Origin of the sequence: uncultured Duncaniella sp. (genome assembly GCF_910577345.1) — a bacterium.
Classification (GTDB): Bacteria; Bacteroidota; Bacteroidia; order Bacteroidales; family Muribaculaceae; genus Duncaniella.
On sequence record NZ_CAJTMT010000002.1, the window covers coordinates 22,066 to 35,788 of the forward strand.

The following is a 13,723-nucleotide window of genomic DNA, read 5'->3' on the forward strand; positions in this document are numbered from 1 at the left end:
GGTGCCGTCACCCAAAGGTTTCTACGGTTTAGAAACCTTCAATCGGGGCAGAGAGAGTCGATTGGGATTCGAACTCTGCTCTTCGCAATATAGCCTGTGGCTCTTTCGCCAAAGACTACCATTTTTTGAACGCCTCCTTTTCGTTGCGTTCATAGATAAAACGTCTGTGTGGCCCAATGGTTGATGCCTCCCCCCTTAAAAGAAGTGAATTGATGTTAAGCGCGTCCAAGCACAGAAAGTGGTGGATTTTATACGCATCTTTGCACCCAAATTCATCAAAAACGCGTATCTTTGCAGCGATTAATCAACCACTTCAGCGCAGCAGTCCATGAAAAGAAACCACGCCAAAGCCGGACAGGGGGGCGATGTGCGTCCCAAGAAGGCTCTCGGTCAGCACTTCCTGACCGATGAGAGCATTGCCGCACGCATTGCCGACACCCTTGCGGACTATAAGGGCCTTCCCGTGATGGAAGTTGGCCCGGGTATGGGTGTACTCACCAAATATCTTATCGCCACAGGCCACGATGTGAAAGTGGCTGAAATCGACGGCGAGAGTATCGAATATCTGCGCTACAACTATCCGGAACTTGCCGGAAGGATTCTTGATGCTGATTTTCTCCGTCTCGATCTCGCTCAAATCTACCCCGACGGGCAGAAATTCTGTGTCATAGGCAATTATCCCTACAATATCTCATCGCAGATTTTCTTCCATGTCCTTGACTACCGCGATCAGGTGGTCTGTTGTTCGGGTATGCTTCAGCGCGAGGTTGCCGAACGTTTTGCAGCCGCTCCCGGCACAAAGGCGCGCGGAATTCTCAGCGTGTTGCTTCAGGCATGGTATGATGTCGAATATCTCTTCACGGTTGATGAAAACGTGTTCAATCCACCTCCCAAGGTCAAGAGCGGTGTCATCAAGATGGTGCGCAACTCTGTGACCGACCTCGGATGCGATGATAAACTTTTCAAGACAGTTGTGAAAACAGCCTTCGGCCAACGCCGCAAGACTCTGCGCAACTCGATTAGGGGAATGTTTCCCGCCGGAGTTCCGTTGCCGGACGACCCGATGCTCTCACTGCGCCCCGAGCAGCTTTCGGTGCAGCAGTTTATCGAACTGACCAATATGGTCAGCTCGGCGAGAAGTAACTGAGTCATCAATCTTCAACACTCCCTCCTCACGCAACGACAATGAAAGAGTTCACTCCCGAATATCTGGAACATCTGCGCAAAATCATCCATGACCACGCCGATGCTGCGGCGGCAGAGGAGCTGGCCGACCTCCATCCGGCCGACATTGCGGAACTTTATCAGGATCTCGACCTTGACGAAGCGGAATATCTTTTCAAACTTCTCGACGAGGACATGCAGGCCGATGTGCTCATGGAACTCGACGAGGATGACCGTGCCAAGCTTCTCTCGAAGATGGACGTGGCCGACATCGCCAAGCAAATCGAGCACCTCGATACTGACGATGCCGTCGACATCATCCAGGAACTCGATGAGGATGACCGCGAGAAGATTCTCAGCCACATCGACGACGTTGAGCAGGCAGGCGACATCATCGACCTTCTGAAATATGACGAGGACACCGCCGGCGGTCTGATGGGTACTGAAATGATCGTCGTCAACGAGAATTGGAGTATGCCGGAATGTATCAAGCAGATGCGTATGCAGGCTGAGGATATGGATGAGGTCTACTATGTCTATGTCGTGGACAACGAGGACCGTCTGCGCGGCACACTTCCTCTCAAAAAACTCATCACACATCCTTCTGTCTCGAAAATCAAGCATGTCATGGAGACGGATCCCGTATCGGTCAAGGCTGACACTCCGATTGATGAGGTCGCCCTTGATTTCGAGAAGTATGACCTTGTGGCCATGCCTGTCATAGACTCCATCGGCCGTCTGCTCGGTCGCATCACCGTCGACGACGTGATGGACAAGGTGCGCGATTCGAGTGAGCGTGACTACCAGTTGGCATCCGGTCTTTCGGGCGACGTAGAGAGCGACGACAAACTCTTCGCCCAGACAAAGGCCCGTCTGCCTTGGCTGCTCATCGGAATGGTGGGCGGACTCTGTAATTCCGTCATCCTTGGAAAGTTTGAAGGCGGGTTCGTGGTCGATCCTGCGCTTGCCCTCTTCATTCCGCTCATCGGTGGCACGGGTGGTAATGTCGGTACACAGTCTTCGGCAATCGTCGTGCAAGGCCTTGCCAATGGTTCCCTCGACATTCAGAAATCAGCCCGGCAGTTGCTTAAGGAACTCGGTGTCGGATTGCTCAACGGCTCTATAATAGCCCTGCTCGTATTCCTCTACAACTTCTTCACTCTTGGAAGTGGCCATCAGGTGACCACCATCGCTGTCTCGGCTTCGATATTCTGCGTGGTGATGTTTGCCTCGGTTTTCGGTACATTCGTGCCACTTACTCTTGAGAAACTGAAAATCGACCCTGCGCTTGCCACAGGCCCCTTCATCTCGATTACCAACGACATTATCGGTATGCTCATCTATATGTCCATCTCCTCCTGGCTCATCGTTACCTTCGGGACCGGACATTGATAGAAGAGATACAAAAGAACAGAAGCTCAAAAAGGAACAAAAGGTATTTCAACTCCGAAATTTACGGAATTTTACTTTTGTTCCTTTTTGAGCTTCTGTTCTTTTGTATCTGAAAATCAATCCTCCGGAAGTTCGCGGAGGGGGACACCGAATCTGATGGTCTCGTTGACAAACCGGATGAAATCAGCCTCGAATTGAGCTATATGCAACTCGGTTGACAGTTCAGGAGTGAGTTGCAGCAATTTTGAATGACACTGCTCTGCAAGTTGCCATTCCGGGGTCTTGAAGAATTTTGCAAGCTGAGCCTTGTCACCCTCTTTGAGTAAGGTCTGGGCTTGACGGAATTGCTCGTCGTAGTAGTTCATAAGCTTGACAGCTTCCTTTTTGGTAATTTCTGTCGGCTCCTCCCGGAGTATGCCTTCGACACGTTTCATACAAGAGGTCGACAGAAGCGATGTCACGATAAGAAGTAGAAACAATAGCTTTTTCATGGAGTGTAAATTGTTATTGGTGGATTGCAAAAGGAACAGAAGCGCAAAAGATACAGAAGTTTAATTCAACAGATTTGTCAATACAACATAATCCAAAACTTCTGTTTCTTTTGCGCTTCTGTTCCTTTTGTATCTGAAATTGATACTTATGAAGTCTTATCAGAGACCCTTGCCGTGGCAGTTTTTGTATTTCTTGCCTGAACCGCAGGGGCAGGGATCATTGCGGTTGATGCGGGGACCGGCCTTGACGGGCTGAGTCGGCTGCGTCTGGCTTGCATTTCGTCCTGCCTCGCGCTGTGCGTTCTCTCCGGGGAGATTTTCGCGCGAAGTGCGGTATTTAGAATAGTCGTTGGGACGTTCGGGCATTGCGCGTTCCACCTTAGGCTGGGGCTTCGGTGCCTCAGGTGCGGGTGCGGGAGCGGGCTGCTCTGCAGGAGCCTCGTTTTCGCCCTCTTCTGCCTGAGGTTCAGCTTCAGCCTGAGGCTGAACGGGGCGTGAGGGCTGCGGGGGAGCCTGCTGGATGTAGATCTGACCGCGCATGAGTGTCGACATGGTCTTCACATTGAGATTGTTGAGCATGGCCTCGAAGAGGTGGAACGACTCAACCTTGTAGATTACAAGGGGATCCTTCTGCTCGTAGGATGCGTTCTGAACGCTCTGACGCAACTGGTCGAGTTCGCGGAGGTGTTCTTTCCAGAGTTCGTCGATGGTCACGAGAAGCACAGCCTTGTGCCATTCCTTCACGATAGACTTGCAACCTGTGCGGTAAGCTTCGTCAAGGTCAACGACGAGGTTGAAGAAGCGTTTGCCGTCGGTCATGGGGACGGCGATGCGGCCCTTGAAACCACGGTTCTCAACGCAGTCTATAATCACGGGCTGAGCGACTTCGAGGATGCGCTGTCCCTTGCGGTCGAATGCCTCCTGGGCTGCAGTGTGGATTTTCTCGATGGCATCTTCCTTCGACATGTTGCGGTATTCCTCCTCGGTGAAGGGAGCTTCTATGGTGAGGACACGGAAGAGTTCGAGCGAGAGGTCCTGATAGTCGGCAGGGCCGTAGTTGTTGACGAAATTCTCGATTACGTCCCACATCATGTTGGCGATGTCGATACCTACGCGCTCGCCGAGGAGGGCGTGGTGACGGCGGTTGTAGATGTAGGTACGCTGCTTGTTCATCACGTCGTCATATTCGAGGAGGCGTTTGCGGATACCGAAGTTGTTTTCCTCGACGCGCTTCTGTGCATTTCCGATTGCGTTGGTGACCATGCCGCTCTCGATGCGCTCGCCCTCTTCAAGACCGAGGGTGTCGAGCATCTTCATGACGCGGTCAGTGGCGAAGAGACGCATGAGCTGGTCTTCGAAGGATACATAGAAGACTGATGAACCCGGGTCGCCCTGACGGCCGGCACGACCGCGGAGCTGGCGGTCCACACGGCGTGACTCATGGCGCTCGGTACCGATGATGGCAAGACCTCCGGCCTCCTTGACCTCGGGTGTAAGCTTGATGTCGGTACCACGACCTGCCATGTTTGTTGCGATGGTCACCATACCCTTGCGTCCTGCGTGAGCCACAATTTCGGCCTCCTTCTGGTGGAGTTTGGCGTTGAGGACATTGTGGGGGATGTGGCGCATGGTGAGCATACGGCTGAGAAGCTCGGAGATTTCAACCGAAGTCGTACCGACGAGCACCGGACGGCCTTTCGACACGAGGTCCTGAATCTCTTCGATGACAGCGGCATATTTCTCTTTCTTGGTCTTGTAGACGCGGTCGTTCATGTCGACGCGGGCAATCGGCTTGTTGGTCGGGATGGTGACCACGTCGAGCTTATAGATGTCCCAGAACTCACCGGCTTCTGTCTCGGCTGTACCGGTCATACCGGCGAGCTTGTGATACATACGGAAGTAGTTCTGGAGAGTGATGGTTGCGAATGTCTGGGTTGCAGCCTCTACCTTCACATGCTCCTTGGCTTCGATTGCCTGGTGGAGACCGTCGCTGTAGCGGCGACCCTCCATGATACGGCCTGTCTGCTCGTCGACAATCTTAATCTTACCTTCGTCGATGACATATTCAACATCCTTTTCGAAGAGTGTGTAGGCTTTGAGAAGCTGAGTGACAGTGTGGACGCGCTCTGCCTTGACCGCATAGTCCTGCATAAGCTCATCCTTGCGCTGCTGACGCTCGGCGAGGTCAGCGATATGCTCGGTTTCAGAGAGCTGTGAGGCGATGTCGGGGAGCACGAAGAACTGGGGGTCATCGGTCTTTCCGGTGAGTTCGTCAATACCCTTGTCGGTGAGCTCGACGCTGCGGTTCTTCTCGTCGATGACGAAGTAGAGGGGATCGGTCACCTTGGGCATCTCGCGCTTGTTGTCCTGCAGATAGTAGGCCTCGGTTTCGAGCATGAGGTTCTTCATGCCCTCCTGCGAGAGGAATTTGATAAGTGCGCCGTTCTTGGGGAGACCCTTGAAGGCACGGTAGAGAAGAAGTGCGCCTTCCTTGCGGACTTCCTTGTCGTCTGATGCGATTTTGGTCTTGGCCTCGGCGAGAATCTTGGTGACGAGGCGGCGCTGTGCCTCGACGACTTTCTCGACATTGGCACGGTAGACGTCAAAGAGCTGGTCGTCGCCCTTGGGGACGGGACCGGAGATGATGAGAGGGGTACGGGCATCGTCGATGAGCACCGAGTCAACCTCGTCGACAATCGCATAGTAGTGCTTGCGCTGCACCATGTCGGCAGGAGCCATAGCCATGTTGTCGCGGAGGTAGTCGAAGCCGAATTCGTTGTTCGTACCGAAAGTGATGTCGCAGTTGTAGGCGGCGCGACGGGCTGCAGTGTTGGGCTGATGCTTGTCGATACAGTCGACGGTCGAACCGTGGAACATGTAGAGCGGGCCCATCCACTCGGAGTCACGCTTGGAGAGGTAGTCGTTGACGGTCACGACGTGGACGCCGCGGCCGGAGAGCGAACGGAGGAAGACAGGGAGTGTGCCCACGAGGGTCTTACCTTCACCTGTAGCCATCTCGGCAATCTTGCCTTGGTGAAGCACGATACCACCGATGAGCTGAACGCGGTAGTGGACCATATCCCACGTGACTTCATTGCCTCCGGCAAGCCAGTGGTTCTTCCAGATGGCGTTCTCGCCGTCGATGGTCACGAAGTCCTTGCCCTGTGCGGCAAGTTCGCGGTCAAGTTCGGTAGCCTTCACGACGAGGGTCTCGTTGGCTGCGAAACGGGCTGCAGTCTCGCGCAGGACAGCGAACACTTCGGGAAGATGGTAGTTGAGTTTGTCCTCGATGGTGTCGAGGATGGTTTTTTCGTTCTGGTCAATCTTGTCCCAGACGGGCTGACGTTCGTCAAAGGGGAGTTCCTCCACTTCGACACGCAGACGTGCGTTCTCCTCTTCCTGAGGAGCGGTTGCCTGCTTGATGTCCGCGCGGACATTTGCGATGCGCTCGCGGAGCTGATCTATGGTGAGTTGCTGAACCTCAGGCTGAAGAGCCTCGATTTTCTTCACGATGGGTTCGATTTCCTTAAGGTCTCGGGTCGACTTGTTACCGAAAATCTTGGTGAGGAATGATTGAAATGACATATTGTGGTTGTAAGTTGTAACTGATTTATAATTGGATTCTGTTTTGTGCGGCAGACGGCATCGTGGCTTATTTTTCGTAAGTAAAGTTAGTGAAGCTCTGAATGCGTCGCTGCGTTTTTTTGCTAACGTGAATGTAAGCGCAACGGGGAGAGGGATGCAGCGTTGGGCGAACGTATGCGCAGAATCCTTGAGACTGTCGGGGCTATCACACGCGCATCGATCGGCCCTTCAATCTTGGTTGGGGCGACGTTCGGCGCGAGTATGTAGACCGGCGACGTATTAGCTACATTTCTGATTACGGGGAGATGTGAATCCTCGCCTTCGACTGAAGAATCGGAAATCACCCAGCCGGGATTGACCGTCACGAGGATGTCACCGGCATGTTTTATGGAAGTGTTGCGCTGGAGCGCAATGGCATCCTCGCCCGCACGGCGTTCGAAGATGTCGTCAATTGTGTAGGCTGCTGTCACACCGCTCATGCGCGCAAGGAATTCGGCGCTTTCGCGTCGGATCTGGCGCTCGTCAAGGTTGAGTTCCTTGAGCTGCTTGCGGTTGAGGAAGAAGTAACCGTCATAGTAGCCGGTGACGTATTCACCGTTGCCGTGGAGTGCGATGAGATAGATGTTGAGGAGCGAAATCGCACGTTTCGGTGAGAATTGTCCGGCTGGGATGTTCCACTTCTCCTCGTCGCGTTTGCCTCCTGCGGGAGCGGGCGTTCCGGCGATGAATATCACGGAGTTTGCCATGCCGGGGTGCTTCTCGACCGCGCGGACAATGTTCGCGATGTCGGAGTCAAGGCGCAGATAGGCATCCATTGTCTCCACACGGGTGTCGGCCTCACGCGAATAGGGGTAGGGACTGACGTTGAACCCGAGGTTGAGCATGTCTGTCACGCCTCTCGCGCCGAGTTTGAGCGAGGATATGTAGTCCACGCCAATCTCGGCCACTTCGCGGTTGCCGGGGGCTGAGGCCTTGAACGCCCTGTAGCGGTTGGCATCGCGGGCAGGGAAGGTATAACGGAAGGGGAAAAGTTTCTTGTATTCGGGGAGGTCGGGATACTGCTCCAACGGCATCGAGGGGGTCCACGTCATGGTGTCGATGCGCGATGTGAGAGTTATGCCGTAGTTGCGTTTGGCTATGGCTGCGGGAACGTCGCGGTAGTAGGTCGACGTGCTCCACTTTCCGTTGAATTCGTTGAGCCAGAAGCCGCTGTTGCCTGCATGTCCGGCAAGCACGATTGCCACCTGCGCATCGGGAGCCACTGAATGGACCAGTCCTATGCCGCCGTCGGCGATGCGGACCTCGTCGCTGAGGGTCGAAACCTTCAATGCTGCGGGCGAGAAGGTCTCGTCGGTGAAGTTGCCGATGTTGGCCGGGTCAAGAAGAATAGGATAGTCCGACTTGGTTTCGCTGTCCCATACCCGTGAGGCCGGGATGCCGTTGACCGAGGGGGATGCTCCCGTCATGAGGATGGCGGTGGCTGCGGTAGCATCGACATTGGTGCCGTAGCTCACATCCTCGATGGTGACACCGTCGGTGATGAAGCGGTTGAAACCATCCTTGCCGAAATTGTTGCGGAGGAGGTTGACATAGTCCGCGTCAAGTCCCTCCACGAATATGCCGACCACAAGAGCCGGACGGGTGAGGACATACTGATGGTCGCCACCCTTGCTTTTCGTATCTGGAGCGAGAGCGGGACGCGCGGCAAAAACAGGCGTGAACGCGCCGATACCCATCGTCACAAGCGATACGACGAGTACACTTGCCAGACGGGTGCTTAACGGATTTGGTTTGCGTGATGACATCGGGCGTTTCTTTGGGTTAGTACACATGACAATGCCCGCACTCCATCTGCCGCTATGAGCGGAATGAAGGCAGGATTAGGCGACTGCACTCCGCAAGCGAGGAGAATGAGGAGGGCAATCAGGAATGCAAAGTTAAGAATTTGATAGGAAAACAACAACTTTTCCAATCTTTTTACCCATACGGCCACAACCGGGATGAAACAGAGAGGGTTGAGCCATAACAGGAGCCAGTTTGGCGAGGTGGCTTCGTGGACGGAAATGACCACGAGAAATACGATGACGCAGCCTGCCAGACCGAAGAGGAGATAGAGTATGGTGTCGAAAATTTTTGCAGTGATTCCCGCTCCGCCACGACGGTATTGGGCGAAGGATACGGCGAGAGCGAGGGCAAGCACAACGCAGCTCCAGAACATGGGCGTGAGATACCAGGGAGTGGGGGGGAGAACGGGAGAGAGGCCTTCACTTCCTGTCAGTACCCGGGTTGCGCCTACGAGCGGATTTCCGTCAGGGCGGACGGTTGACGTGAGCATCGCTTCAAGAGCTTCGGGGGAGAATGACGCTTCGCGGGCAGTGATAGGACGGTCGATGCCGCTTCCGAGTGCGAGGTCGATGCCGAACTGATACCAGGGATAGTTGACATGATAGTGACGCATCGCGTTGCGGAATGTCGAGGCTGCCTTTGCCGGAAGGTTTGAGGGGCCAAGTGTGACAGTGTCGCCGACAGCCTGCTCGACAATGGCAAGCGGACGGGTGGCGCAGTTGTCAAGGACATAATTGTAGCGGTAGACGCGGTTGGCCGGCAGCAGATTGCGGTCGGTGAGCGCGATGATTCGGGTCTTCTCTTCGGAGGTCAGATTGAGTTCCTGCTCCACCACCAGGCGCCCCTCGCGGTCATACATTGCGAGGAAACGGTCGGTAGGTGCGGCTCCGGCCATGTAGTCGGTCTCACCTTTGACGAAACGGTAGACGAAATTAGGGGCAGCGAAGTCGAAGAGTCCCCAGTTCACCACATAGTCGCCTCTTTCGGGTGTCTGTATCCGCAGCGCCGTGTGTCCTTCGAGCTGATAGATGTCGGCTCCGGCACGGGCTGTCAGCATCGACACCTTCACATCGTCCATGCTGTCAGCCGCATTCAAGGCCGGAAGACCGAGAATGGCGCAGAAAATGGCGAATAACAGGCGGATTGACATGATTGAGTTAATGACTGATGAATGTTTATGTGATGATTATAATTTGCGAAATTTAAGGCGCCGAGATGTCTCAGCCGAGGAGTTTTGCAATCTCGTCGAGATTGACTATCGTGAAGACGGTTTTTCCGTCGGGGGTCCGTGCGGGGGTCGGAAGCCGGAAGAGGTCGCTTATGAGCTTGTCCATCTCGGCTGAGGTGAGAGCCTGCCCGCGCTTGATGGCGCTGCTGCGGGCCATGGAGAGAGCGATGCGCTCATGGAGGGAGGCTGAAAGCTCCTCACCGGTCTCGGTGATACACTCTATCATGCCGAGGAGGGTGTCGCGCGGATTCACACCGTTGAGGAGCGATGGGATGCCCGTGATGCTCCAGGAATTGTCGCCAAGGGGAGCGATGGCGAATCCGAGCTCTTCAAGTGATGGAGCGATGTCGGTGAGGACAGCGTTCTGAGCCGGTGAAAGCTCTATTATCTCCGGAAACATTGCGTTCTGACACACCATTGCCTGTTCGCGCACCTTGGCCAGATAGCTGTCATAGAGGATGCGTTTGTGGGCACGATGCTGGTCGATTATCATCAGACCCTCGCGTGAGGGAGTGAGGATGTAGGAGTTTTTCAACTGCAGCGTTGCGCTGACTGGAGCTTCTCCGTCAAGTTCGAGTTCGCTTTCCGAAAGGTTGACCTTGCTTTCGACCATGGACGCATATCCGTCGTCGCGTTTCTTGACGAAATCGTCGTAAAGCTTTTCCCAATCCTGAAAACGCTCGGAGGGGTGGGAAAAGTTCATTGAGGATTCGGATTTTTCTCTTACGGGCGATGAAAAACCACCCGAAAGTGAGGATGTGCGTGTGCCGTGTGAGGGCTGGGCAAAGGGGTTGTAGCCTTCGTCGAGCTCCACCTCATGGTCGGCATCGCTGTCGGGCGAGAATACCGGAATTTCAGGGGCTTCGTCAACGTCGAAGTCGATGGCCGGGGCGGCATTGAAGCGGCCGAGCGACTCGCGGACAGCGGCCGTCAGAATCTGCCAGATTGCCTGCTCGTTCTCGAATTTTATCTCGCTCTTTGTGGGGTGTATGTTCACGTCGATGGTTTCAGGGTCGACGGTGAGATTCACAAAATAGTTAGGCTGCACGTCGGCCGGAATCAGTCGCTCGTAGCACTGCATGATGGCCTTGTGGAAGTAGGGGTGGCGCATGTTGCGGCCGTTGACCATCAGATATTGCAGTTGGTTGCGCTTACGGGCATTTTCCGGAAGTCCGATGAAGCCGTTGATTCTGACAATGGATGTGTCAGTGTCGAGCGGCACAATCTGCTTGTCGAGTGAACGCCCGAAGAGGTCGGCGATGCGCTGTTTGAGCGATGCGCGACGGAGAGAGTGGAGGGTCACGTCATTGCTGATGAGCGTGAAGTCCACACCGATGTTAACGAGCGCAAGACGCTCGAACTCTCGCATTATGTTGCTCATCTCGACCGAATCTTTCTTCAGGAACTTGCGGCGTGCAGGCACGTTGAAGAAGAGGTTCTTTACCATCAGGTTGCTCCCTTGCGCACAGGCTTCGGGCTGCTGGCTCTCGACTTTCGAGCCGTTGATGATGAGGCGCGTGCCGATACTCTCACCTTTGAGCATGGTGCGGAGGTCGACTTGCGCGATGGCCGCGATAGAGGCGAGGGCTTCGCCTCGGAAACCCATTGTCGACAGGGCAAAGAGGTCGTCGGCTTTGCGGATTTTAGATGTCGCATGGCGTTCGAAAGCCAGACGGGCATCGGTGTCGCTCATTCCGCATCCGTTGTCGATGACCTGGATTAGAGTGCGTCCGGCATCCTTGAGGATTATTGTGACCGATGTCGCGCCTGCGTCAATCGAATTCTCGACAAGTTCCTTGATGACTGAGGCCGGGCGCTGGATGACTTCACCGGCAGCAATCTGGTTGGCTACGGAATCTGGAAGAAGACGGATGATGTCGCTCATGATTCTACCTCCTTTCCTTTCTCGGGATTAGATTTGGCGTTTGGCGTGGTGCCAGGGTTCCGTTTATCGCCCACGGGGGTGATTTTGCGTTCGATGATGGCGCTTCCCTCAGGAGTGGTTCCTTCCGGAGTCTCCTCACCGCTTCCGTCATCATTCTTTTCGGGAGTTTCGGGGACGATTTCGGGGACTTCAAGTCCGGCAGGGGTATGAGTGAGGCTGTCAGTTGCTATACCAAGACTGTCGCTGAGGATGCGGAGCGAATCTGTCACTTCCCGCTGCAGTGAGTCCGGTAAAATGCTCTCTTGCAGTGTGGTTCCTAATGAATCCGTAAGTTCACGGTCGTCAGCATCGGTGGTCATGGGTGCGAGGGCTGCCTTTGCAGGATTTGGATTTATCGGTTCCTGAGGTTTCGGTTTTCCAAGCATAGTGCCACGGACGGTATACGCGTTCGGGCTGACTTTGCCGAAGAATTGCATGGATTTCAGATCGTCCATCTCGGTCGGGTAGTCGAAGATTTCGTCGGGCGACATCGGGCGTAAAGGACCGAACCAGCGGAACTGCGGGAGATAGTAGGCCGAACGTTTGGCAAGATACAGCGGTGTAGCCTTGCCGGTGGTCTCGGGCCACATTATAAGATGCTCTATGTCGTTACCGATGAAGTAGGCATCCATATAGCTGCTCTCAGTGAAAACGAACTTATTATATGTGGAGTCATTCTCCATAGGGAACATTATCTGCTGCACATTTCCTTCGACGTAGAGACGGCGGATGGTCGAGTCGTTGAACCATGCGGTCATGTCGGCACCGGCGAGCTGGCTGTAGCAATCCTCACCGACATGTTGCGCCACAAGGCCCGATTCGGGCAAGCGCGCCCAGTCGGTGGTGGAATCGTTCATGTGGACATAGATGACGTTGCCTGCAATCTGATTGTCACCGTTCCAGAGGATGGGGTGATAATACATATATATAATGGAGTCACGCTCCACCACGCTTAGTGAATCGCAAAGTCCCTGGATGTCGCGGCGGAAGAAACGGACGCGGTGATAGACGTTGGTCACCTTCGACGAATCCGGAAGCATGTAGGCTTGGATGGTATCGCCGTGAAGGTAGAGGGTGTCGCTTTTCGAATATTCCAGACCGACGGCGTTGCCTGTAACGAAGGCGGAGTCGGTCAGCTCGTTGTAGAATCCGTAGTCACCGCGCAGTTCCGACTGACGGGCGGAGTCGGTGAGGACCATGTTGCCGAATGCTTCGCCGTAGCCCTTCTCGCGGTCGTAGAAAAGTGTGTCGCCTGTCAGATAGTTACCCCTGCGGGTGTGGACACGCGAACGGTCGTAAAGGTCAGCAAGCCCTTGGTTTGTGTCGTAGAATCCCGACGATGAGTTGATTTCTCCGTCCTTGTTGACAATCAAGGTCGGACACATCAGTTGGGCGATGTTTGTGGCGGTGTTGTAAGTGAGAGAGTCGGTATACATTCTCAGCGTGTCGTTGGGGCGCGGGCCTTCAAGGTCGACGTTGAGATAGAAGAAAGCGTCCTTTGTGGCGGGATAATAGAAGCCCTGGAGGGAGCGGAGGGTGTTCTGCTTGTCGGTAAGCGTACCGCCGGTCTCGTAGTAACCGACATCAGCCCCCATGTCGTAGAAGAACACGTCGGTGGTCAGTGATACGTCGCGGTTGATGAGGCGCACCGTCTTGCCCGGATAGGCGCGGAGCTCGGCAAGCTCCTGGGTGCCGTCATAGTATAGTTCGTCACCGTAGACAAAGAGAGTATCACCCTGTTCCATGTGGACATTGCGGAACGCGTCGAGCGAGGAGGTCGCTTCGTTGAAACGCGCACTGTCGCAATACATGAACATGTCGCCCTTGCGGAACAGCACATTCCCGACAAGGACCTGCACGTCCGAATCCCTCGCCTGGTCAAACATCAGACGGTCGGCCCTCTCGAGGAACACCTTGCCCGGCTCGTGGCGGTCAGCCGTCGGGATGGTCGGGCGGATGACTGATTTGCGTGGCGCGGGAGCGCTCTTTGGAGCCTTGACGGCGGTCTTGTCTTTAGGGGATTGCGCAAGCATGGCCGGAAGCGTTATCAACGCCACGGCCAAGAGTGCAAGGATTGGGGATTTCTTCATAAGG

The 13,723-nt window shown here is 54.8% G+C and carries 8 protein-coding genes; 2 read left to right on the forward strand and 6 right to left on the reverse strand.

Features of this window, described 5'->3' with window-relative positions; all coding sequences use genetic code 11:
* Positions 1–328: 328 nt before the first annotated feature.
* Together rsmA and mgtE are read left to right on the forward strand one after the other, a co-directional pair.
* On the forward strand, positions 329–1,147 hold the full coding sequence (rsmA, locus tag QZ310_RS01255; RefSeq protein WP_297069542.1) for a 16S rRNA (adenine(1518)-N(6)/adenine(1519)-N(6))-dimethyltransferase RsmA: 819 nt from the start codon (positions 329–331) through the stop codon (positions 1,145–1,147).
* 38 nt (positions 1,148–1,185) lie between these two features.
* Entirely contained in the window at positions 1,186–2,556 is a 1,371-nt protein-coding gene (mgtE, locus tag QZ310_RS01260; protein WP_297069544.1) for a magnesium transporter, read from the forward strand.
* Between the two features lie 116 nt (positions 2,557–2,672).
* Here mgtE and QZ310_RS01265 read toward each other — a convergent pair whose 3' ends face one another.
* The 6 genes from QZ310_RS01265 to QZ310_RS01290 all read right to left on the reverse strand — a co-directional run bounded on the left by QZ310_RS01265 (position 2,673) and on the right by QZ310_RS01290 (position 13,719).
* On the reverse strand, positions 2,673–3,047 hold the full coding sequence (locus QZ310_RS01265; protein ID WP_297069546.1) for a hypothetical protein: 375 nt from the start codon (positions 3,045–3,047) through the stop codon (positions 2,673–2,675).
* Positions 3,048–3,206: 159 nt separating this feature from the next.
* Positions 3,207–6,632, reverse strand: coding sequence for a preprotein translocase subunit SecA (gene secA, locus QZ310_RS01270; protein WP_297069548.1), 3,426 nt, complete (start codon positions 6,630–6,632; stop codon positions 3,207–3,209).
* A gap of 122 nt (positions 6,633–6,754) precedes the next feature.
* A complete protein-coding gene (locus QZ310_RS01275; RefSeq protein ID WP_297069550.1) occupies positions 6,755–8,464 on the reverse strand; it encodes an alkaline phosphatase family protein in 1,710 nt (569 codons plus the stop codon).
* Positions 8,410–9,627, reverse strand: coding sequence for a DUF4105 domain-containing protein (locus tag QZ310_RS01280; RefSeq protein WP_297069551.1), 1,218 nt, complete (start codon positions 9,625–9,627; stop codon positions 8,410–8,412). Before QZ310_RS01280 ends, QZ310_RS01275 begins: the two co-directional genes overlap by 55 nt.
* Positions 9,628–9,697: 70 nt before the next feature.
* Positions 9,698–11,590 (reverse strand): DNA mismatch repair endonuclease MutL, encoded by a 1,893-nt coding sequence (mutL, locus tag QZ310_RS01285; RefSeq protein ID WP_297069552.1) that lies wholly within the window; start codon positions 11,588–11,590, stop codon positions 9,698–9,700.
* A complete protein-coding gene (locus QZ310_RS01290) occupies positions 11,587–13,719 on the reverse strand; it encodes an OstA-like protein (RefSeq protein WP_297069553.1) in 2,133 nt (710 codons plus the stop codon). Before QZ310_RS01290 ends, mutL begins: the two co-directional genes overlap by 4 nt.
* Positions 13,720–13,723 lie beyond the last annotated feature (4 nt).

Bases quoted from the DNA above. Each gene is read 5' to 3' on its own strand.
- mgtE (WP_297069544.1), top strand. From the start codon at position 1,186: ATGAAAGAGTTCACTCCCGAATATCTGGAACATCTGCGCAAAATCATC.
- QZ310_RS01280 (WP_297069551.1), bottom strand. From the start codon at position 9,627: ATGTCAATCCGCCTGTTATTCGCCATTTTCTGCGCCATTCTCGGTCTT.
- secA (WP_297069548.1), bottom strand. From the start codon at position 6,632: ATGTCATTTCAATCATTCCTCACCAAGATTTTCGGTAACAAGTCGACC.
- QZ310_RS01265 (WP_297069546.1), bottom strand. From the start codon at position 3,047: ATGAAAAAGCTATTGTTTCTACTTCTTATCGTGACATCGCTTCTGTCG.
- mutL (WP_297069552.1), bottom strand. From the start codon at position 11,590: ATGAGCGACATCATCCGTCTTCTTCCAGATTCCGTAGCCAACCAGATT.
- QZ310_RS01290 (WP_297069553.1), bottom strand. From the start codon at position 13,719: ATGAAGAAATCCCCAATCCTTGCACTCTTGGCCGTGGCGTTGATAACG.
- QZ310_RS01275 (WP_297069550.1), bottom strand. From the start codon at position 8,464: ATGTGTACTAACCCAAAGAAACGCCCGATGTCATCACGCAAACCAAAT.
- rsmA (WP_297069542.1), top strand. From the start codon at position 329: ATGAAAAGAAACCACGCCAAAGCCGGACAGGGGGGCGATGTGCGTCCC.